Below are 23,943 nucleotides of genomic sequence, written 5' to 3'. Positions count from 1 at the left end.
GATTTTATAAAAGTCAAGCTTTCATCAATATAAAGTCAATTTACCTATAAGAGTACTCTATGTCTTATATACAAAGTCAGATAATATTTTACCAACATATCCCTATATGTTATTTACTCAATAATGCTGTTGCCGCTTTTGTGCTGGTGAAAATACTCATTTTCTGAAATAAATCTCAAAGTCTCTTCTGCCCTATTAGAAGAACCCAGCAGCTGGATTTTTTCTCTTACAGTCCGTACAACATTTTTTCGTGCCTCATCTCCATATTTTCTCACATCAACTAAATCAGGATTTTTACTTAAGCTTTCCCTTAGAGAACCTGTAAGAGCTTTATTTAATTCAGTAGCAAAATTTACCTTTGTTATACCAGCTTTAATTGCTTTTACAACATATTCATCTTTTACTCCTGAAGCCCCATGTAAAACCAATGGTGCCTCAACTACCTCATTTATTTCATATATTCTGTCTATATCTAGCACAGCAGATTGTATTTTCATTTTATGGGCACTCCCCACCGATACAGCAAGTGAATCTACCTTGGTTTTTTCAAAAAATTCCTCTGCCTCTTTCGGGGTAGTATAATATTTTTTCATTTCTTCTTGTGATAAATGGCTCTTTTCCGAATCAGGAACTTTCCCTATCTCAGCTTCCAGAGGAATACCCACAGCATGACACATCTTAACCAATTGTTTGGTAATCTCTATATTTTCTTCAAAGGACAGAGGCGATCCATCAAACATGAGCGACGTAAAGCCCGTCCTCAATGCACCCACCACAACATCATAATCAACTCCATGATCCAAGTGGCAGACAACTGGTACGCTTGATCTTTTTGCCAATGATCCAACAATTGAAAAAATACCGTTCATACCAGCATATTTTATTGCTCCTTGACTCATCTGAATTATAACCGGTGCCTTTTCTGCCTCGGCTGCCATAACAATAGCTTGTGCCACCTCCATATTATTTGCATTAAATGCACCAACTGCGTAGTGATTTTTAAGTGCATGAATTAACAACGCTTTACTACTAACTAATGGCAATTTCATCAATCCTTTCCGTAATCAACGTTTTAAATAAAATAATCTCTTATAGTATTGAATTCTTCATAGGTAATACCAGCTTCTCCTATACACCTTGGGTTTTTTACATTTTTCTTCCCGTCATCATGATAATCCGAACCACCTGTAAAAAATTTTACCCTGTCTCCATAATGTTCTTTTATATAGTTTTCTATTTCCTTATTACTAAAGCTGCCCTTATAGCTGGTTTTGGAATAGGTATAACAAGCTTCAATTCCGTCAAGCCCATGTTCTATCAATTGATTTATGTAATTCTCTCTTGTAAGAGTTTTCCCATCAGGATATTTAACTACATCATCAATTAAAAATGGATGGGCTAATACAACCGTCCCCCCGCAATTTTTAATAAGATCAATTGCGTCAAAAGAATTTATTTTTTTTCTTCTCACATTTAATTTGGGATTATCACGTACCATTATTTTTGCATCTTTCCAGCTAGGTGCATATCCCGTTTTAGCAATGAACTCAAATATATGTTTTCTCTGCACATCCTCCGGTTTTCTGTATCTTACATTATCCTCTTCATCCGTATACCGCAATATGGAATTTTCATAATCCACATGAATTCCATTTTCAGTTAACACATCACATAATTTTCTATAAGCATCCACCTTGCTCTCTCTTTCCCTTCTAACCTCATCTTCTACCAATTTATTACTCCAATCAAGCTTATAGCCTAAAATATGCACATCATCCACATAAGTATCACAGGAAAATTCATATCCCAAAACCAATTCAATGCCCTTATCAAATGCATATTTTTTAATTGGTATTTCCTCATTTCCCACTTTAACTACAGATGGAGGCTGTATATCATGATCGGTTATTGCAATAACTTTCATACCAATTTTAGCTGCATTATCTATCAGTTCCCTGGGAGTGTCATTTCCATCAGATCTAACTGTATGACAATGTAAATCGCAATCATATCTTGACATATTCCAACCTTCCTTTTTACTAAATAATTGATTTTAACATAACCTCTAGACAGATTTACGGCATCTACTATCTATGTCGTTTATCTTTTTAACTTTGGGTATGGAGCGCCCACCCTGAAATTCAGATTCAAGCCAGACATCAACTAGTTTTTTAGCCAACTCCGGCCCAATCACCACAGCACCCATGGTCATTATCTGTGCATTATTGCTCTTCCTGGCCCTTTCTGCTGAATAAATATCATGGCACTGGGCTGCCCTCACTCCAGGCACCTTATTTGCCGCAATAGCCATTCCTATACCTGTACCACATATCAAAATTCCCCTTTCAAATTCATTATTTGCTATTCTCTTAGCAACGGCCAGCGCCACATCAGGATAGTCTACCGGCTTTTTATCATATACTCCTACATCAACTACTTCTATACCTTTTGACTCAATATGTGTCTTTACAATTTCTTTTAGATCATATCCAAGATTATCTGCTCCGATTATAATTTTCATGATATCAAACACCCCTTTTCATATAAATAAATTATCTATGATTTTCAATAAACGACCTGATACCAGATGCAATTCCATCTGTATCTAACATAAATTTCTTTTTAAGCATTTCATCGGTTCCAGCAGTTCCAAAGCTGTCTTTTACACCAAGCCTTAAAAGTGTTGTATCTCTGGTGTTTTCTGAGAGCAGCTCTGCAACAGCACTTCCCAGTCCACCTACAATATTGTGATCTTCCACTGTAACAACTGTCTTTATTTTTGATACAAAATTCAGAATGAGTTCATCATCCAATGGCCTTATAGACGCCATATCAATCAATGCAGCATTAATACCATTTTGCCGCAATAAATCCACGGCTTTTAAGGAATCGTATACTGCACCGCCGGATGAGATTACAACTGCATCTTTACCTTTTCGCAATACATTTCCTCTCCCAATTTGAAAGTCCTGAATTCTATCATAGACTAAGTTCTCTTTCTTTCTGCCCCTTAAACGTAAATACACCGGCCCCTTGTATTCAAACGCTGCCCTTGTTGCGGCAAATGCCTCATTATAGTCCGCAGGATCTATTATCACAACATTTGGAATTGATCTTATGGAAGCCACATCCTCCAATGCCATATGTGTATAGCCAAGCCATTCTGAAGAAAAACCTGTATCCGTGCCAACAATTTTGACATTCAAATTTTGTCCAGCAATATCCACTCTAATTTGCTCACAAGCTCTAAAGGTTAGAAAGTTTGCATAGGAAGTAACTACAGGAATTTTACCAGCCAATGCCAGCCCAGCAGCTATACCTATCATTGACTGTTCAGCTATACCCACATTAAAGCTTCTTTCCCTGTACAAATTTACGAAGCTTCCATATCGAGATTGTGAATCTGCAGCTACAGTTACTATTTTTCTATTACCTTCTCCTACACTCAGGAGTCCATCTATAAAAGCATCTCTTGTGGATTTTTTATTTTCAGTCATCATTCAAGTGCCTCCAATCCCAAATTATCTTTTAGGCTCTCATATTGTTCTCTTGTCAGAACTTTGTGATGCCATTCTATTTTATTCTCTGCAATTTCCAGTCCTTTTCCCTTAATTGTATGAGCTATTACAGCAGTAGGTCTTCCAGTCTCATAAGGTGCACTATTTAATGAAGGCAGTAATTCCTCTATATTGTGGCCATTTACATTTTTAGTAGACCATCCAAAAGCTCTCCACTTATCCTCTAATGGCTCTAGTTGACTTATATTTTCAGTAAAATCCCCCAGTTGCAAACTATTTCTGTCCACTATAACAACCAAATTATCCAGTTTATGTTTTGCAGCAATCATTGCAGCTTCCCAGTTAGTTCCCTCTTCAAGCTCTCCATCACCTGTTAAAACAAATACCCTGCACTTTCTATCATCCATTTTTGCCGCCAATGCCATACCGATGGCCAATGGAATGCCATGACCTAATGATCCCGTATTGGCTTCAACCCCCGGTAATTTTATCTCAGGATGCCCAGGCAACATGGTATCGCATTTGCTGGCAAAATCTCTTAATAGATCACGTTTATAATATCCTACCTGAGATAATATTGAATATAATGCTAAACAGCCATGCCCTTTGCTTAAAATAAAACTATCTCTATCAGGCCACTGAGGATTATCAGGTCTGTAGTTCATAATACCTTTGTATAAAGTCGCTATAATATCCGCACTAGAAAGCGCTGGCGCTAGATGTCCAAAATTTGCTCTAGTGCTCATACAAATACAATCCTTTCTGATTTGTTCTGCTGTTTTCCTAATTTCATCTCTATTAATATCCACCAATTTAAATACACCCTCCAAACTTTCCTATATAACAGAAGCACCTTTACTTGAATTTTTTATTATAGAAACAAAAGATTCCAGATCATCTACTGCACTTGAAAATTGCTTATAAGTTGTAAAAGTAGGCTCTATATTTTTAAATTCATCTGGGGCAATTGTTTCTTCACCGTATCCTCTGCTAAAATAAGGTATTTTCAGCAGTTCCTCTATAATCTCTTCTGGTACCTGCTCCTCTACACCGCTTTTCAACGGTCTATCAATATACAGAAGCATTAAATTCTGTATCAAATTTGGGTTCATTGTAAATATCATGTTTTCACCAGCTAATTTTTCTATATGCCATATATGTTTAACTCCGTCAATCTCAGGACCTACTCTCATAGAGCAAATCAACAATTTACTTGGATACTTATTCTCAGTTAAAATTCTGCAGGCCTTTTTAGCTATTGCAATACCAGCCCACCTCTTCATTTTTTCAGTAAGTTTAACCCCTCTTTCTGAAGCCTCATCCTCGAAAGTATGTGCATCCTCAAATCTCCCTATCATCAATGTTATTACTGAACGCCAATTTGAATAGTCAGTTCCAAATTTTTCGCCCAATTCCCTGCCTGATTTAACTGCCTTTGCAACTGCCATAATTTGCGGCAGCGTAAAGGACAAAGTTGCATTTGTAGGAATGCCAAGAAGTGTCAATATAAATATTGTCAAGACGCCCTCCTCAGTTGCTGGAACTTTTACCATAATGTTAGCCTGCAATTGTTTTAATCCAAGTCCATCCTTGACCATTTTAAACGGATTAATATAATCTTGAGGATTTACTTGAGCTGACACAAAACCATATTTATGTGAAGATTGCTCATATAAATTCAAATAACGTGCGGCACCTCTTTTGCAAGCTTCCATATAAACTCTCCAGGTAATTTCATCCATATTAAGTTTAGGATTATAGTGTATGATGTTCCTAATAATCGGAGCCCATTTATCACCTAATAGATCAAATACCGCCTTTGTAAGGGGAGGATTTGTGGTAACGCCTTTGAATACCCATTTTTCAGAATCCGTATTACTATCCCACAGCTTCTTTAATTGTGATTTCACAATATCCCTTAAATTATCCGGAGTGGATTTTAAAAATTTCTCACACCATGTTTCATAGATAAGAGGATTTGAATCCCACCAAAGCTCCATATCTTGGCTCGTCAAATTCAATCGTTCCATAGCACTGCTCTTATAAATATTTTGGTTCATATACCATCGCTCCCATAAGATATTTTTACATCCTTAAGCTTACGCAAAATTTATGCCAAATAAAAAAAAGACCTATAAATGCCTTTAGGTCATAATTTTAAATTTCAAATATTATATTAATCAATGTAAATTTACATTAAGCAATGCATGGCTACATTAAAAATTCATTTTGCTGCGGACTCATATTTTTTTATTTTTCTTACAATCGTAGACTGATCTACATCCAACACTTTAGCTGCTTTATAGGTGCTTCCGTTCTCATCAATAGCCCTTTTTATAAGCTGGTACTCCACTAATGCAGAAGCTTTCCTAAGAGGCATAAGTTTCGAGATATGTATTTCATCTGATAGGTTACTATCTTCATTCGTAGTCGTCAGTTCCCCAGGCAGATCACTGCATCTAATCTGGTTATCTTCTGAAATTATTACAGTACGCTCAATTACATTTTCCAGCTCTCTCACATTTCCCGGCCATCTATATTTCATAAAAACTTCTATAACCTCATTTGTAAGCTGTTTTGAATAGCCATATTTTTTATTATATACATCCAAAAAATGATATGCAAGTACGGATATGTCTTCTACTCTATCTCTCAAAGGAGGTATCGTTATTGGAATTACATTTAGCCTGTAATATAAATCCTGCCTGAACTTCCCGTCTTCAACCAATTTTTTTAGATCTCTATTGGTAGCCGCTATTATTCTCACATCAACTTTTCTAGGTTTAATACCACCCACTCTGATAAATTCCTTCTCCTGCAGCACTCTCAGAAGCTTTACTTGTAGGATAAAAGGTATTTCACCAATTTCATCGAGAAACAGAGTTCCCTTGTCGGCAATCTCAAAAAGCCCCGGCTTTCCTTCAGAACGTGCCCCAGTAAAAGCACCCTTTTCATACCCAAATAACTCAGTTTCCAGTAAGTTCTCTGGAATCGCCCCGCAATTTAATTTAACAAAAGGTCTCCCATTTCTGTTACTGATATTATGAACATATTTGCATATTACTTCCTTGCCAACTCCGGTTTCTCCATATATAATAAGGGTGGAATCCACTACTGCGACTTTTTTTATCACTTCTATAACTTTTTCCATTTCCTTGCTTCTATATATAATGTTGTGATCTTGAGTCTGTTCAATTCTCAAAGCTGCCAGTTCCTGCTCATACCTCTGTAAAAGATCTTTAGTCTTATACAGATCACTTTTTAGCATCTCTTCATTCGTTATGTCCTTTGATATGCTGACAACACGTTTAACATTATTATCTTTATCAAAAACAGGTGTAGCTACTACAAGGAGCTTTTTTCCTGATTTCGTTCTTTGTGTTAAGGTTATAGGCTTTTTCTCCTCTATAGCCATTCTTGTAGCAGATGGCAAATATATACGTTTTTTCTCTAATTCCCTTACATTCTTTCCAATAAGTTCTTTAGGTTTTACACCATAGATTTTCTCACAAGAAGAGCTTATTCTGACCTTAATACCGGATCCGTCAGTAATACAAACCAGATCATCCGAGCAAGTCATAAAAGCATTCAAATCCGTTTTTACACGGGTATAGTCTTCTAAAAGTATTTTATATTTATTTTCTATAAAATTTAGCAATTCACGATTGGTAATAATCCCGACCACATTATATTTATCATCTTTAACAATAATTACATCTTTAACATTCTGATTTACCTCTATTAAATCTTTATAATATAAATAACCAATAGTGTCAAATGGTACCCTATGCTTTTCACCTAGATAACAAAATATCTTTTTTACTTCATCTCTATTATCGTTTACAATCACATAATCATATGTTTCTTTATTTTGACTTAAGTTTTTTAATTTACCTTCTAATTTTATCAATAAAATACTAGTATTCATTATTCTAGAGACATTTATTTTCATCCACCCAGTGCCCCCTTTTAATATAAAATGAAATCAACTCAACCGATCAAAACTCTCTAATTTCCATTTACGAATATAAAAAATATAACTAAAAACTAAAATTTTCAGTTACATAAAATAAATCATAATTTATTTTATACAATCTACGTAAATTACCCATATTCCCATATTTCTAATCTTCTTTATGAGAAATAAGATTTTTTATCTCCTCCATAAAAGTATTTATATCTTTAAATTGTCTATATACAGATGCAAACCTCACGTAGGATACTTCATCAACTTTCTTTAAACTCTCCATTATCATTTCCCCTATTTCAGAAGAGCTTATCTCTGTAAGCATTTTATTATTTATCCCTTTCTCCACTTCGTCTGCTATACCTTCAATTTGTTTCCTTGAAACAGGTCGTTTTTGACATGCTTTTATAAGCCCATTCAATATTTTATTTCTGTCAAAATACTCCCTGCTCATATCCTTCTTTATGACTAATAGAGGCACATTTTCAATCTTTTCATAGGTGGTATATCTTTTACCACAATTTGAACATTCTCTTCTTCTTCTTATGGCCATATCATCATCTGTAGATCTAGAGTCCACTACTTTACTTTCCCCATATCCACAATAAGGGCATTTCAATTTAATTCACGTCCTTTATATAACTATACTATAACAATAATTATACACTTTTTTTCTAAATATTCTACAATTTCTTTTTAATTATTATATCACGATGATATTTTACCTAAATAATGAAGAATTTTTAAACCTTATCTGACAATTTTCCCCCATCTATTAAAATCACATCCACCCCTATTTTTTTTATATCTTTCCATGGAACTTCTATATCTTCATTTTTGCTGAACAACGACATCTTAGAAGTCTGAGAAGGTAAAATAATTGACATTATCCTGTGCTCATCACAGTTTATTTTCAAATCCTTTATAAAGCCCAGTTTTGTACCAGTATTTGCATCTATAATTTCCATATCTTTCAAATTAACTAAGGAAAATAGATCTCCTTCCATATCCATATATGTACACCCCTCCATCCATTTTTTGCAAACCATTGCATTTTAAATCTCATATATAATTTCTCATGTGTCTCAATGCAGTTTTTTCCAATCTAGATACTTGAGCCTGGGATATTCCTATTTCATCTGCCACCTCCATTTGAGTTCTTCCATCAAAAAATCTTAAATTGAGAATCAATTTTTCCCTGTCATTAAGCTTTTTCATAGCTTCTTTTATAGCTATGTTTTCAAGCCAATTTTCATCTACATTTTTTGTATCACTTATTTGATCCATTACATAAATGGCATCCCCACCATCATGGTATATGGGTTCAAACAGTGAAACTGGATCTTGAATTGCATCCAGTGCAAATACCACTTCTTCTCTAGGTATTTGCAATTCTTTAGCTATTTGGGATATAGTTGGCTCCTTGTTGTTCTCTCTTATCAACCTATCTCTAACCTGAAGTGCCCTGTATGCAATATCCCTAAGTGATCTGCTCACCCTTATGGAATTGTTATCCCTCAAGTATCTTCGTATCTCACCTATAATCATAGGAACTGCATAGGTTGAGAATTTAACATTTTGACTTAAATCAAAGTTATCAATAGCCTTCATAAGTCCTATACATCCTACCTGAAATAAATCATCCACGTTTTCTCCCCTATTGTTAAATCTCTGTATTACACTTAACACCAATCTCAAATTGCCTTTTATAAATTTTTCTCTAGCCTTATCGTCCCCCTGCTGCATTTTTATCAAAAGTTCTTTCATTTCCTTTCCCTTTAGAACCGGCAATTTTGATGTATTCACGCCGCAAATTTCAACTTTATTAATCATCATGTAATCAGCCCCTTTAGAATATATAGCATTTTAAGTATTTACTAAGAGGCTCAATTTTATACTAAAGACAACCCTATAACATTTTATTTATTTCTTTTTTCAATCTCTTTATAATTCTCTTTTCAAGCCTAGAAATATAGGACTGGGATATTCCAAGCAAATCCGCCACTTCTCTTTGAGTTCTTTCTTTTTTACCATTTAATCCAAATCTTAAATTTACTATTTCTTTCTCCCGATCACTTAATTTTTTCATGGCAATAACTAAAAGCTGTTTATCCACTTCATCTTCTATAAAATTATAGACCACATCATTGTCAGTCCCTAAAATATCAGAGAGCAGCAGTTCATTTCCATCCCAATCTACATTTAAGGGTTCATAAAAAGAAATCTCTGCTTTTACCTTACTATTTCTTCTCAAGTACATGAGTATTTCATTTTCTATACACCGTGAAGCATAAGTAGCTAATTTTATTTTTTTTTCAGGATTAAAGGTATTTACTGCTTTTATAAGTCCTATGGCTCCAACAGACACTAAATCCTCCACATTAACCCCTGTATTTTCAAATTTCCTAGCTATGTAGACTACCAGTCTCAAATTTCTTTCTATAAGGGTGGACTTTACCTTTTCATTTCCAGATACCAACTTTGAAACCAATTCCTCTTCTTCTTTCTTACTCAGAGGCGGAGGTAATACATCATTGCCACCTATATAATATATATCTTTTATTATAAATTTGAATTTTATAAGTATTCTGTTCAATAACATTTTTAACTTAAGCATAATTATCCTCCACTATCAATTGTTTTTTAACTATTTATACAAGCGTGATCACTTTATATTACTCCCCTGGATAAAAGAGCATGATAATCACCAAGTTCACTTAATTTTTGCTGACAAATAGCAATTACAGCTTCTCTGTATTTAATTTCCCCTCCCAAATTTATTCTCACCGCATCTGCTTTAAATCCTTGGAGTTTTCCAATTTCACCATTTATGACCCTGTAAGGTATATAAAATTTAGAATCCTCTTCTAAGTTTATGTTCTTAAATACAGAACTTTCAACTATTATCACCGGTAAATTAGTTACGGGCTCTCTAAGCTCATTTCCAGTGTCAAGAAAAGCCCTGACAGTTTTACATTTATTTTTAAATACAATATCCACACTGTAAATCAATGTAGACAATCTATTCCTATCTTTGACATAGACTAATAATCTGTCAATAACCATATATAATATCATAAGCGAAGTAAAAAGCCATTGATATGAAAAATTAATTATAACAGGACCATCTACATAGGAATATTTGTTATATTGAATAAATATACATAACCCTGCCAACAGCATTGAATAGAGAATAAATACTGACACTATTTTTAAATTGGTAATAAACCCCTTATTTCCAAAGGAAATATAAATCAATGCAATTGAAACTATAATTTTAAAATAAAAGGCGGAGAAAAACTCCAAATTAGGATATATTAGTGTAATTGTATAGATGCTGCCTATAGATGCTGCTAAAAACATAAATTTAAATTTTATCTTTAATTTGAGAGTCCTACCCGTAATATACAACAGGAAAAAATCTACTATTAAATTTATTAAAATTAGCAAGTCTATGTATACGATCAAATAGACAATCACCTCCACCTTTGCTTCCTTTTATTTACTTTTATTATATACCTATGTATTTCAAAATTTTGTCATTTCTTAATCATTTCCAATATTTTTATCTTCTATAATATGTCATAAATTTTTCTTTTATTCCTCCAATGTTTTTTAATCTTAATTTTCATCTAAAAAAATCACAGCTGGCAATTAATTGCCAGCTGTGATTTTCTCATCTTTTCTGCCTTCTTAAAAAAGCAGGTATCTCCAAATTATCTTCATTGAACTTTTCATACTCTACAGAAGCAGCAGCTTCATTCTTACTGTCCCTTACACCTGTATCAGCTTTTAAAGAATTTTTATCTTTAACTTCGCCGCTCTTATCTGATTCAAATCCTGTTGCTATTACAGTAATTCTTATTTCATCCTTTATTTCTTCATCTATAACAGCCCCAAAAATTATGTTTGCATCAGGATCTGCAGCCTCTTGAACTATTTCAGCAGCCTCGTTTATCTCCAGTAGCCCAAGATCCTGGCCACCGGTTATATTTAGAAGTACTCCTGTAGCCCCCACTATTGAAGTTTCAAGGAGAGGACTCGATATGGCCTGTTTTGCAGCATCTTGAGCTCTGCTATCACCATTTCCCTTTCCTACACCCATATGGGCAAGACCTTTATCTATCATAATTGTCCTAACATCTGCAAAATCCAAATTTACAAGTCCAGGTATAGTGATCAAATCGGATATACCCTGTACACCTTGTCTTAAAACGTCATCTGCAAATTTAAAAGATTCCATCAAAGTGGTTTTTTTATCTACTATGGAAAGAAGTCTTTCATTTGGGATAGTAACCAGTGTATCCACTTTCTCCTTTAGGTTTTTTATTCCCATCTCTGCATGGAGCATTCTCTTTCTGCCTTCAAAGGGAAAAGGCTTAGTGACTACCCCTACCGTAAGTATTCCCATAGATTTAGCTAATTCTGCAATTATAGGCGCCGCTCCAGTGCCAGTTCCTCCACCCATGCCAGCTGTAATAAATACCATATCTGCTCCTTTTATAGCCTGGGATATTTCATCTTTATTTTCTTCCGCAGCCTTTTGCCCTATCTCTGGATTAGCTCCTGCTCCAAGTCCCTTAGTGAGTTTATCACCTATTTGTATTTTCTGTGATGCTTGTGAAAGCATCAACGCCTGTTTATCTGTATTTATAGCAATAAATTCAACATTTTTTAACCCTTCTTTTATCATTCTATTTACAGCATTGTTTCCTCCTCCGCCGCATCCTATTACTTTGATTTGAGCAAACTGCTGAACATCAACATCAAAATCTAACACAATACCTCTGCCTCCTTTTTTAAAAAAAATCTGTAAAAAAATCCTTTATCTTAGATATAAACCCATTGGTTCTATTTCCATTTTCCGTTTCTTCTTCATCTTCAATTATCTTTTTATAATCGGGTAAATTATCATTTTTAGATGAATCCACATCTATGGTATTTTTCAACTTCATAGAATTTGAAACGTCTTTTACTATTCCAACCGCCGTAGCATACAGTGGACTTGCTGCCCCTATGTATCTAGGTATCCCAATTCTTACAAGCTTTCCCAGAATATTTCTGCCAAATTCCTCTATGCCATTTATCAGCGCCATACCGCCACCTACTATAACTATTCCAGAAAGTTCATTGTAATATTCAGACGTACTTATTTCTTTATTTATTAATGAAAACAACTCCTCAACCCTAGCTTCTATAACTTGATTTAAAACATTACAGTCCACTTTTACTTTGTTATTATAATTGGCATTTACCTCTATTTTAAAATTATCCCTAAGAGAATCTGCTGCTACACTTCCATATTTTATTTTAAGTTTTTCTGCTTCTGAAACAGGGATTTTCAAGCAAACTGCAATATCATTGGTTATAATACTTCCACCTAAAGGTAAAGTACTTATACTTCTTAAATTTCCTCCTTTATAAATATAAATATTTATAGAATCTGAACCCGTATCTACAAGAGCTATACCCCTCTGAATCTCCTCTTCTTTCAAAACCACACTGGATATAGCTATAGGCTCAAATACTACTCCAAGTACCTTTATTCCAGCTTTGTTCACACTTTTAAAAATATTATTTACTACAGTTGACTGGGCAAGTATTATTTGCGAATCCACTTCTAATCTTAATCCACACATGCCTATAGGATCTTTTATTTTATCATAACCATCAATTATATATTGTTGAGGTATTACCCCTATTATTTCTTTATCGTTGGGAATATTAATTATTTTAGATGCTTTTAACACTCTTTTCACATCATTTCTCTTTATTTCACGATCTTCCGAGGATACTGCAACTACTCCTTTATTCCAAACAAGCTCACTTATCCCCCCTGACAAGGATATATAAGCCCCAGTTACTTTTGTATCCACCATTCTTTCCAGTGAGCTTATACATTTCTTTATGGATTCCGATGTATTATCTATATCTACAACTATCCCTCTTTTTACACCACTACAATTTGAGGAAGTTATACCCATTATCTGTACTTCGGAATGTTTATCTATTTTTCCAGCAGCAGCACAGATATTGTAAGAGCCTATATCTATGCCCACTATATATTCGTTCATTAAAATATTTCCCTCCTTTGCATAAAGAGAACCATTAAAAATATATATTCAACAAAAAGTCTAATTTTCCTCTTATATTTTATCACATTTAAATAAAATCTCAAATGCAATTAAAGAATATTTATCTATTCTTTCTATAACATAAAATAAAAGGAAAAGACTTACAATCCTTTCCTTATCAAAATTTTTCCCTGTTTAATTAGCTTTTTCTAAATCTTTTATCTTTACACTCCGACTATGGACAGTGTGATTCCATTCCTTATTATTCTTGCCTATTATACCTAACAGTGAAATTGGGAACCAGGTAATTGCATATACCGGATAAAATATGTAGTATACAAATGTTTTAAAATTTAATTTTTTCTCCAAAATCAATATAAAAGGAGTGTAAATAAATTGTAACACCGAAAGTAATATCATCGCTACGGTCAACAAATTAAAATTAATAGAATATACAACTGTATTAAAACCAGATATCAAATCAAGTGCTTTCATAATCTGTTGAATTCCACCACTTATAGCTGAAAATCCTATGAGTACAGCTATTATAGGTTGAATACTGTAAAGAGCACAGTCCATCAACAAAAAGTTGCAGTTTCTTATTGCTTTTTTTACAAGCTTAAAAAAATATCTACTTGATACATCCGTAAATCCCTGCATCCATCTTTTCCTTTGATTCCATGACTGCCAAAGTGTAAGAGGTTTTTCATCATACACTATAGCATCATGAGCCCATCCCACTTTATATCCATGTAATATCAATTTGCAGGTAAATTCTAAATCCTCCGTCAGGCATGTAGCTCCCCAGCCCAATTTCTTCAAAATATCAGTATCTACCACAAAACCCGTCCCGCCTAATTGGGCTGATAATCCCAAATTACTTCTGGCTAATTGAAACATCCTATTATTAGTCCAAAACGCTATAGAATAGCTTCCTGTAATCCACGTATCGCCAGGATTTTTACTGTCTAAATAGCCTTGAACAACTTTATATCCCTTACAGAGCTGTTTGTTCATTTCTTTCAAGAAGTTTTTGTGTACAATATTATCTGCATCAAATATAGCTATATCATCATATTTTTTTTCCATATTAAATATCTTATTAAACATCCATTCAAGTGCATAACCCTTGCCGCGTTTTCCTATACTACTTCTCTCATACACAAAGGCACCTTTTTTTCTAGCTTTCAATGCAGTTTTATCCGTACAATTATCCGCAATCACAAAAATATCATACAATTTTTTAGGGTAATCCAACTCCTTTAAGCTTTCTATAATATCACCAATTACAATTTCTTCATTGTGGGCTGCTATAATCAGTGCAAAACTCCTTTTTGGTTTTATCTGTTCAGTATCTCTTTTCCTCAGCAAGCCAAAAAACGATATGCACAAATAGTATATAGATACTATATAGACTGTGTAAGTTAAAATGCGAGAGGCATAATTAATTATTTCTTTAAAAATGCTCATCTTAATCCCCCTAATTTAAGGTTATTTTAGCACAACTAAAATTTAATTACTATAGTAATTTACAATAAACTCTAAAATAATATACAGTAAAAGAGATAGAATTTTCACTCTATCCCTTTTCATATCCTTCTATAAAGAAATTATTCTGGCAAGCATATTATTGTCAATAGCATAACCCATAGCAGAATCATAGGATATATATCCTTTTCTGTAGAGTTCTGCAAGTGACATATCCATAGTTCTCATTCCATATTTTACTCCCGTCTGCATTGAAGATTCTATCTGATTAGTTTTTCCTTCTCTTATCATGTTTCTAATAGCTGTGGTAGCAATCATGATTTCAATTGCCGCTATTCTATCTTTACCATCCAGCTTAGGTATAAGCTGTTGGCATATTATACCCTTCAGTACAGCTGCCAGCTGTATCTTTACCTGCTGCTGCTGATAAGGTGGAAATACATCCACAATTCTGTCTATAGTCTTAGCAGTGCCTATGGTATGTAAAGTTGAAAATACTAAATGTCCAGTTTCAGCTGCAGCGAGAGTAGTAGATATGGTCTCAAGATCTCTCATCTCCCCCACTAAAATCACATCTGGATCTTCCCTAAGCACTGATTTTAATGCATTGGCATAACTTAGGGAATCTTTACCTATTTCTCTTTGACTTATTATGGACTTGTTATGCTTATGTAAATATTCTATTGGATCTTCAAGAGTGATTATATGTGCAGCTCTATTGGAATTGATCTCATTTATCATAGCTGCCAATGTAGTGCTTTTCCCGGACCCTGTAGATCCCGTCACTAAAATTAACCCCTTTTTGCAATCTAAAAGTTTTTTTACCTCAGGTGGAAATTTAAGTTCATTCAAAGTAGGTATTTTTAAACCTATGACTCTTATTGCAATGGCACAACTACCTCTCTGCTTAAACAGATTTACTCTAAATCTTCCAAGACCCGATATGGAAAAAGATATATCAATCTCACCAGTCTTATTGTATCTCTCATAGTCTTCACCTAATATTTCCTTGGAAAACCTTTCAGTGTCCGCCGGCTGTAGTTTTTCCTTTCCCAATTTCTTAAGTTCGCCATTCACCCTTACTACAGGAGGTGCCCCAACTGTCAGATGCAAATCCGATGCATTTTTTTCAATAGTTTGTTTTAATAGTTCTTTTAGGACTACCATTTTAAGTTCCCCTTTCTAAAGCATTTATCCCGAGAACGTTACTACTTTTTTAAATAATGTTTACCATTTAAATTAATTAAAAAATTATTATCAATTTAAAGCGAGAATAAATATTTTATGCAAATCCTCCCCTATCTATATTCGTCATCTATTATTTAACTTTTATATATATTTTTATTTTAATAAAAATTATTTACTGAATTTACAGGCTGAATCATACATTTAAAATTAAAATAATCTAAAAATGCCATAAATTCCATGTGCATACTATTACATATTTATTAAATTTCTTATAGTTCAAAATACAACGATAACATATACCATGGAATTTATTAAAAATTTACAAGTTCAATATAAAAATCATTTTGTCCAATAATTTAATTCCTTGTATAATTTTTTTAACGCTTTTTTTTCGATTCTAGATACATAAGATCTGGATATGCCAAGTATTTTTGCTATTTCTCTTTGAGTTCTGGGCTTCCCCTCTAAAAGCCCATATCTCATTTCTACAACACTCTTTTCTCTTTGAGACAAACATGTATTTATCTTAGAATATAATTTTTTCACCTGTATTTTCTGTTCTACAATTTCAATTATAGAATTTTCATCACTGCTAAGCACATCCATCAAAGATATTTCATTTCCCTCTTTATCCACACCTATTGGATCTTGTAAATACACTTCATTTCTAATTTTCTTATTATTTCTTATAAGCATCAATATTTCGTTTTCTATACATTTTGCCGCATATGTTGCTAACCTAGTCCCCTTGGATGCATCAAAAGAATCTATCGCCTTGATCAATCCTACAGTTCCAATAGAGATTAAGTCATCTACTTCTTTTCCTGGATAAGAATACTTCTTTACAATATGTGCTACCAACCTCAAATTTCTCTCCACTAAAATGCTTTTAGCAAGTAGATCCCCTTCTTTTAACTTTCTTAAATAATATGCTTCTTCATCATCACTTAGAGGTTGTGGAAATGAATTATTATTTGTAACATAAGCCGTCATAAATACTACATTCCCAATAATATCTAATAAGTAATTTGTTATAAACACCAGCTGCTCCTCCTAATAGTGCTTATTAATATACTATGAGCAGCTTTTTCAAAAAGTGCATATATAAATAAAATTTAATTTAGATATTGTTGTATGTTTGAAACTATATCCCTAAATATTGGGGCAGCAGTATTCCCACCGCTTTCATTATTTTTATCTATATCCTTCACAAAAACAACCATAGAATAGTACTTGCCATTATACTTAAAAAATCCTACAAACCATCCATCTGAATGTTCCTCTGCTGTCTTATTTTTACCGGTCAGCTCTATTCGCTGGGTGCTTCCCGTTTTTCCTCCAACTTCCATGTCATCTACATGTGCAGATTTTCCTGTACCATTTTTCACTACATTTATCATCTGTTCTTTCATTTCCTCAGCTGTTGATTTTTTTATAACGGAACTACTTGTGGTATTCAATTTTTCTATATTACTATTTTTATCATCCACATAGGCATCTAATATATACGGCTTTACATATACTCCACCATTTACCACCGTATTTGGTATGCTGATAGCTTCTATCGGAGTTATCCTAATATTTTGCCCTATAGATGCAAGGGATAAGCTTCCGTCGGCATAACTTGGATTTTTTACCTCAAACAGTCCTGATTTCTCACCATCTAAATTTAAAACTGTTTGAAATAATCCCTGACTTTTTGCATTGTCATAAAAATTATTAAATCCCACCTTTTCCCCTATCTGGGCAAACACATCATTGCAGGATACAGTCAGTGCTTCTCCTGGAGTCAGTGTGCCATGATTTGCCTCATCTTCTACCTCATACAGTCCTTTGCAGGTAAATTTGTCATTTACATTTATGATATTTTTATCAAGTCCTGCCTCTTCTACTATAACTTTAAATATGGAGCCGGGAAAAAATCCATGATTAGTGGCAGCACCTATATTTACATTTGGTTTACTGTCATCTTTCTGTACAAGTGCCTTTATTTTTCCCGTATCCGCCTCCATCAAAACCACACCTATCTGACTAAATTCTTTATTTTTTCCCTCATTTAATATTTCTTTTATTTTGTCCTGTATACTTTTATCTACAGTCAATCTCACATTTACATTGTTTTCAGGATAATTCACTTTTTTATTTATTATCTTTCCATCTACATCCCTTTCAAATACGACCTCAGGTTTATTATTGTCTTTTGTCTTCTCATATATCTGCATTTCTAAGGAATTTTTATTTTTAATTTGGTTATTCTCAGTTCTCTTAGGATTTAGAAGTAAATTTCCTATACTCCATATACCAGCTTTATTTAAAGGAGAATAAACATACGTATAGACTCCATTTATTCCAGTTATATTCTTTAACTTATTGTAGGTGTTTACATCCACCTCATAATATAATTTCTCACTTTTATTCAATACTCCAGCTTTAGATATATCGTAATCACTGTCATAATTTCTAAGAGTATAAATTAAAGTGAGCATCTTCTCTGAATCCACATTTTCATTATCTTTCAAAAATACTTCTGGCGATATAACCACATAATATTTTTTATCATAACTCATAAATTGTTTCCCATGGCAATCATATAACATATAATTTACATCGGTTAAATCCTCTTTATAGGAATATTGTGAATCTGCCATTACACTCAATTTACTACTTCCAAAATACTGAAGTTTTATTATTTTAAAATACAGCAGGGAAAACGCTAAAATAATTATGAAAAATAAAATATATTGTCTTTTTTGTATTATATGCCTGTTTATCTTTAACATAAAAAAACACCTCATCTAGACTAATTTCTATCCAAAATAAGGTATTTTATTCACCTGGATATAATTTTACCAGGTTGTAACTTATAGTTTAGCTTTTATAAGCATATCTCCCTTTTCCAATATTCTATCCACTACTGCAGTAAATATCATCTGGGCAACAGGAGCTGATTCTATTTTCTCCCCATTTTCATCTCTCATATCTTTTAGATATACTTTAAAACTGTCTCCTATAGGCCTTAATACTTCCACCATATCTCCACTGTATACTTTATTCCTCTGTTCTATAACCACGGTATTATCGTGCTTATCATAATCTTTAACTAAGCCAACTATATCATAATTTCTTATATAAGATGAATTTTCGAAAATTTGGCTGTCTTTATCTTCAAAATAGAATCCTGTAAAATATTTTCTATGACTGGCTTTCATCAAATCCTTCAGCCATTTCTCCTCAAATACATATGTATCAGGGTTTTCAAAATAGGAATCCATAGCCCTTCTATAGGCTTTAACTACAGTAGCTACATAATATGCACTTTTCATTCTTCCCTCTATCTTAAATGAATTTATGCCCGCTTCTACTAATTCTGGAATATGTTCTATCATACAGAGATCTTTCGAATTTAAAATATAGTTCCCCCTGTTATCTTCAAATACAGGAAAGTATTCTCCCGGCCTCTTCTCTTCCATAAGATAGTATTTATATCTGCAAGGCTGGGCACACTGCCCCCTATTGGAATCTCTTCCTGTCATATAATTTGAAAGCATGCATCTTCCCGAATAGGCCATACACATGGCTCCATGAACAAAAGCCTCTATTTCACAATCTTCTGGTAAATGCTGCCTTATCTCTTTTATTTCTTCAAGCGAAAGTTCCCTGGCAAGAACTATTCTCTTTATACCCTGTCTATACCAAAATATAGCAGACATCCAATTCACATTATTACTCTGAGTACTTAGATGCAGCTCCAGATTCGGCACGATTTTCCTGGCAGCCATTATTATCCCTGGATCTGACACAATTATCCCGTCTACATCCAATTTATACAATTTCTTTAGGTAACCTTCCAATCCCTCTAGATCAGCATTATGTGGAAATACATTGACAGTTATAAATGCCTTCTTTTCCCTTTCATGAACATATTTCATACCTTCTATAAGTTCTTCATCCGTAAAATTGTCTGCAAATGCTCTAAGATTAAGCTTATTTCCTCCTAAATAGACTGCATCCGCTCCAAAATCCACGGCAGTTTTCAGCTTTTCCAAATTGCCCGCAGGTGCCAATAACTCCGGCTTTTTATTCATCTCAATTCCTCCTCATAGTAACAGCAATACCATCTCCCATAGGTATAATTGAAGTTATAAATTTATTGTCATCAGATACAATTTTTAAGTATTCTCTCATTCTCTTGACTATGGTTATTTTTCTTCTCTTTACTAATTCATCAGAAGCCACCATTCCCCTGAACAATACATTATCTGCCACTATTACGCCTTCTTCGTCTAAAAGTTTTAAACAGTAGGGTAAAAAATGATTGTAATGTGCCTTTCCGGCATCAATGAATATAAGATCAAATTTTTCTCTAATATTCTTAAGTATTTCCATACAATCTCCCTCAATAACATCTATATATTGTTCAAAATTATATCTTTTTATATTTTTTCTAGCAATTTCAACCATATTTTTGTCCCTTTCAATAGTGGTTATATGATTTTTTTTATGGGAACTGAGACTCATTAAAATGGCAGAATATCCAACAGCAGTTCCAAGTTCAAGAACCCTAGATGGTCTTTTCATATTTATCATAAGCTCTAAAAATCTTGCCATCTCTCTATGCACTATCGGTATGGAATTTTCAGATGCATACTCCTCTATTTCCTTTAATATTCCACTATGACTTCCTATTAAGGACGTTATATATTCTTTTATATATTCATGTTCAACTTCACTCATATCTTCCTCCAAAAGGTCGGTCATTCACCCTGAGTAGTTTTTTTGACCTCCAAAAACTTTTCATTACTATCTGTAAAAAAATGAGTTCCATTATTTTCAGAAACAAAATAAAGATAATTTGTTTTTTCAGGATTTATAGCCGCTATTATACAGCCCTTTCCTGGATTGGATATAGGCCCCTCAGGAAGTCCATTTACTTTATAAGTGTTATACGGGGAGTCTACTTGTAAATCTTTATAATACACCTTATCCTTGTGCACATTCAGTGCATACAATACTGTAGCACAGGACTGAAGCTTCATATTCCTTTTTAATCTATTGTAAAATACAGAAGCTGCCTTTCCCCTCTCCTCGGGTTTTTTCACTTCTCTTTCAACTATAGAAGCCATGGTTATGATTTTATCCATTTCTTGAATGTTTAAATGTTTTCCTGTATCCTCCTGTACTTTATCCAGGACATCAGAAAATCTATTTAGCATCACTTCAATTATATAATCTCCGCTGCTTCCTTTGAGAAAATCATAGGTATCCGGAAATAAATACCCTTCCAGGGCATACCTTCTTTTTGAATCTTTCTTCACAAAATCAGGCAGTTTATACTCCCTGCAGCTTTTTATAAAATTCGAGCTGCTTATTATCCCCTTTTTCTCCAGTAAATTTCCTATCTGCTCTATATCATATCCTTCAGGTATTATAACTTTTACAGGTCTATCATCCCTAATTCCCCTTTCCACATAGAGTACAAAATTACTCAAGCTTATACCTTTAGAAAAGGAATACTTTCCAGGTTTTAACAGGCCATTTTCAAAATGCCTTTTTGTATACCATTTTATCAAAAGTGGATTTTTTACTAATTTACTGCTGCTCAGATTATCTATAACCTGCTCTAACCTTTCCCCTTGTTTTATCTGAAAATTTATCTTTTTTCCGTTTGTTTTAAATGGGTATCTTGTATTTTGAATGAAATAATACAAGACACCGGCAATTAATAAAACTAAAGCCACACTACAAAGTAAAAAAATACTTTTTTTTAAGTGTCTTTTCACTGTAAACAATCCTTCCTATTTTCTTCTCATGGCCTTTTTCCTGAGATCCGTATTCAATATTTTCTTTCTCATTCTTATACTCTTGGGAGTAATTTCTACCAATTCATCCGGTGCTATAAATTCCAGCGACTTTTCCAGAGTCATTTCCGTCACGGGCACTAATTTCAGCGCTTCATCAGCTCCTGAGGATCTGGTATTTGACAGATGCTTTTTCTTGCATACATTTACCTCTATATCCTCCGGTCTTGAACACTCACCAGCTATCATACCCTCATATACTTCTACTCCAGGTCCTATAAATAGTGTTCCTCTCTCTTGAGCATTAAAAAGTCCATAAGTTATAGATACTCCAGGTTCAAATACTACCAGGGAGCCTCTTGTCCTGCCGGGTATCTCACCCTTGTACTCTTCATATCCGTCCAATACATGGTTCATTATACCGTTGCCCTTAGTATCAGTCATAAATTCACTCCTAAACCCAATCAATCCTCTGGCGGGTATCCTAAATTCCAATCTGGTATATCCATTTACAGCTGAAGTCATATTTACCATTTCAGCTTTTCTCGGACCCAGTTTTTCCATAACCACTCCCATAAATTCTTCAGGTACGTCTATAGTGAGGTATTCAATAGGTTCTAATCTTTTTCCATCTTTTTCTTTAAATATCACTGTTGGTTTGGAAACTTGAAATTCATAACCCTCCCTTCTCATGGTTTCTATCAAAACTGAGAGGTGAAGTTCTCCTCTTCCACTTACCTTAAAACAGTCTGGTGAATCAGTTTCTTCCACCCTAAGGGCTACATTAGTCTCCAATTCTCTCATAAGTCTGTCTCTTAAATGCCTTGATGTCACAAAATCTCCTTCTCTACCAGCAAATGGAGAATCATTTACCATGAAATTCATAGTCAGCGTAGGTTCATCTATATCTACAAAAGGAAGTGCTTCCGGATTTAAAGCATCAGCTATAGTCTCACCTATATTTATGTCGGGAATTCCTGAAACTGCAACTATATCTCCCAGTTTGGCCTCTTCTACTTCTTCCTTTTTTAATCCATCATATACATATAGATTTGACACCTTCACATTTTCTATTTTATTTCCCTTTCTTATGAGAGCAACTTGTTCATTTTTCTTTATGCTACCCCTCGTTATCTTTCCAACACCTATTCTTCCTACATATTCATTGTGATCTATAGTCGTTACTAGAAGTTGAAGGGGCATATCCAGATATCCCTGAGGTGCTGGAACATTTTTTATTATAGTATCGAAAAGAGGTTCCATGTTAGTGGATTTATCCTCCATCTCCTTTTTAGCAAATCCCGCCTTTGCCGAACAATAGACCACACTGAAATCCAGTTGTTCGTCACTGGCCCCCAACTCTATAAACAGATCAAATACTTCGTCTAAAACCTCAGATGGTCTTGCATCTGGTTTATCTATTTTGTTTATTACAACTATTGGTTTTAGTTTTAATTCCAATGCCTTTTTTAAAACAAATTTTGTCTGCGGCATTGGGCCTTCAGCAGCATCTACCACCAATAGAACACTATCTACCATCTCAAGTACACGTTCTACCTCACCGCCAAAATCTGCATGGCCTGGTGTATCTACAATATTGATCTTAATCCCCTTATGAGTTACGGAAGTATTTTTTGAAAGTATGGTAATTCCTCTCTCTCTTTCAATAGCATTTGAATCCATAACCCTCTCTTCCACTTTTTCATTTGCCCTAAATATATTGCTCTGTTTTAATAATGCGTCTACTAATGTAGTTTTGCCATGATCTACATGTGCAATTATTGCCACATTTCTTATATCATTTCTTGTAAATAAATTCATTATTACTCCTCCAATTTATTTTTAACCTATGGAATATATTCAAATATCAAAATTCATTGTGAATTGGATAAGCACTCAAAAAAATTGGA

At 33.8% G+C, this 23,943-nt stretch carries 22 protein-coding genes; all 22 read right to left on the bottom strand.

Annotation, left to right across the window (positions count from 1 at the left end):
- Positions 1-113: 113 nt before the first annotated feature.
- Positions 114-1,049 (bottom strand): class II fructose-bisphosphate aldolase, encoded by a 936-nt coding sequence (locus tag LN736_RS12860; protein ID WP_229981669.1) that lies wholly within the window; start codon positions 1,047-1,049, stop codon positions 114-116.
- A 23-nt stretch (positions 1,050-1,072) separates the two neighbouring features.
- A complete protein-coding gene (locus LN736_RS12855) occupies positions 1,073-2,020 on the bottom strand; it encodes a PHP domain-containing protein (protein WP_229981668.1) in 948 nt (315 codons plus the stop codon).
- A gap of 45 nt (positions 2,021-2,065) precedes the next feature.
- Entirely contained in the window at positions 2,066-2,521 is a 456-nt protein-coding gene (gene rpiB, locus LN736_RS12850; RefSeq protein WP_229981667.1) for a ribose 5-phosphate isomerase B, read from the bottom strand.
- A gap of 31 nt (positions 2,522-2,552) precedes the next feature.
- The gene (locus LN736_RS12845) at positions 2,553-3,500 is read right to left on the bottom strand and encodes a transketolase family protein (protein WP_229981666.1); all 948 of its coding nucleotides are present in this window, start codon (positions 3,498-3,500) and stop codon (positions 2,553-2,555) included.
- On the bottom strand, positions 3,497-4,327 hold the full coding sequence (locus LN736_RS12840; RefSeq protein ID WP_229981676.1) for a transketolase: 831 nt from the start codon (positions 4,325-4,327) through the stop codon (positions 3,497-3,499). Before LN736_RS12840 ends, LN736_RS12845 begins: the two co-directional genes overlap by 4 nt.
- A 27-nt stretch (positions 4,328-4,354) precedes the next feature.
- Positions 4,355-5,578: a transaldolase family protein gene (locus LN736_RS12835; RefSeq protein ID WP_229981665.1), complete on the bottom strand. Its 1,224-nt coding sequence runs from the start codon at positions 5,576-5,578 to the stop codon at positions 4,355-4,357.
- A 164-nt stretch (positions 5,579-5,742) separates the two neighbouring features.
- Positions 5,743-7,470, bottom strand: coding sequence for a sigma-54 interaction domain-containing protein (locus tag LN736_RS12830; protein ID WP_150357853.1), 1,728 nt, complete (start codon positions 7,468-7,470; stop codon positions 5,743-5,745).
- Positions 7,471-7,642: 172 nt separating this feature from the next.
- Complete coding sequence (gene nrdR, locus LN736_RS12825; protein ID WP_150357854.1) at positions 7,643-8,104, bottom strand: transcriptional regulator NrdR; 462 nt, start codon at positions 8,102-8,104, stop codon at positions 7,643-7,645.
- Between the two features lie 124 nt (positions 8,105-8,228).
- Positions 8,229-8,492 (bottom strand): YlmC/YmxH family sporulation protein, encoded by a 264-nt coding sequence (locus LN736_RS12820; protein WP_179978272.1) that lies wholly within the window; start codon positions 8,490-8,492, stop codon positions 8,229-8,231.
- A 55-nt stretch (positions 8,493-8,547) separates the two neighbouring features.
- Positions 8,548-9,321: an RNA polymerase sporulation sigma factor SigG gene (gene sigG, locus LN736_RS12815; protein ID WP_150357856.1), complete on the bottom strand. Its 774-nt coding sequence runs from the start codon at positions 9,319-9,321 to the stop codon at positions 8,548-8,550.
- 73 nt (positions 9,322-9,394) lie between these two features.
- Complete coding sequence (gene sigE / locus LN736_RS12810; protein WP_150357857.1) at positions 9,395-10,102, bottom strand: RNA polymerase sporulation sigma factor SigE; 708 nt, start codon at positions 10,100-10,102, stop codon at positions 9,395-9,397.
- A 53-nt stretch (positions 10,103-10,155) separates the two neighbouring features.
- Positions 10,156-10,953, bottom strand: coding sequence for a sigma-E processing peptidase SpoIIGA (gene spoIIGA / locus LN736_RS12805; protein WP_179977220.1), 798 nt, complete (start codon positions 10,951-10,953; stop codon positions 10,156-10,158).
- Positions 10,954-11,161: 208 nt separating this feature from the next.
- Positions 11,162-12,265, bottom strand: a complete 1,104-nt coding sequence (gene ftsZ / locus LN736_RS12800) for a cell division protein FtsZ (protein WP_150357859.1) — start codon at positions 12,263-12,265, stop codon at positions 11,162-11,164.
- A 19-nt stretch (positions 12,266-12,284) separates the two neighbouring features.
- A complete protein-coding gene (gene ftsA, locus LN736_RS12795; protein ID WP_150357860.1) occupies positions 12,285-13,559 on the bottom strand; it encodes a cell division protein FtsA in 1,275 nt (424 codons plus the stop codon).
- Between the two features lie 195 nt (positions 13,560-13,754).
- A complete protein-coding gene (locus tag LN736_RS12790; RefSeq protein ID WP_179977219.1) occupies positions 13,755-15,029 on the bottom strand; it encodes a glycosyltransferase family 2 protein in 1,275 nt (424 codons plus the stop codon).
- Between the two features lie 129 nt (positions 15,030-15,158).
- Positions 15,159-16,214 carry a type IV pilus twitching motility protein PilT gene (locus LN736_RS12785; protein WP_150357862.1) on the bottom strand — a complete coding sequence of 352 codons (1,056 nt, stop codon included), beginning with the start codon at positions 16,212-16,214 and terminating at the stop codon, positions 15,159-15,161.
- Positions 16,215-16,574: 360 nt separating this feature from the next.
- Entirely contained in the window at positions 16,575-17,276 is a 702-nt protein-coding gene (gene sigK / locus LN736_RS12780; RefSeq protein WP_150358234.1) for an RNA polymerase sporulation sigma factor SigK, read from the bottom strand.
- Between the two features lie 74 nt (positions 17,277-17,350).
- Positions 17,351-19,015 carry a peptidoglycan D,D-transpeptidase FtsI family protein gene (locus LN736_RS12775; protein WP_150358233.1) on the bottom strand — a complete coding sequence of 555 codons (1,665 nt, stop codon included), beginning with the start codon at positions 19,013-19,015 and terminating at the stop codon, positions 17,351-17,353.
- A gap of 81 nt (positions 19,016-19,096) precedes the next feature.
- Positions 19,097-20,320 (bottom strand): peptidase U32 family protein, encoded by a 1,224-nt coding sequence (locus tag LN736_RS12770; RefSeq protein WP_179977217.1) that lies wholly within the window; start codon positions 20,318-20,320, stop codon positions 19,097-19,099.
- 1 nt (position 20,321) lies between these two features.
- Positions 20,322-20,969 carry an O-methyltransferase gene (locus LN736_RS12765; protein ID WP_179977216.1) on the bottom strand — a complete coding sequence of 216 codons (648 nt, stop codon included), beginning with the start codon at positions 20,967-20,969 and terminating at the stop codon, positions 20,322-20,324.
- A 20-nt stretch (positions 20,970-20,989) separates the two neighbouring features.
- The gene (gene mltG, locus LN736_RS12760; protein WP_150358230.1) at positions 20,990-22,015 is read right to left on the bottom strand and encodes an endolytic transglycosylase MltG; all 1,026 of its coding nucleotides are present in this window, start codon (positions 22,013-22,015) and stop codon (positions 20,990-20,992) included.
- 15 nt (positions 22,016-22,030) lie between these two features.
- A complete protein-coding gene (typA, locus tag LN736_RS12755) occupies positions 22,031-23,854 on the bottom strand; it encodes a translational GTPase TypA (protein ID WP_150358229.1) in 1,824 nt (607 codons plus the stop codon).
- Positions 23,855-23,943 lie beyond the last annotated feature (89 nt).

Source organism: Clostridium aromativorans (genome assembly GCF_020908015.1).
Lineage (GTDB): Bacteria > Bacillota > Clostridia > Clostridiales > Clostridiaceae > Clostridium_B > Clostridium_B aromativorans.
The sequence above is the reverse complement of the archived record's forward strand: the minus strand, read 5'-3'. Positions and strand labels throughout refer to the sequence as shown.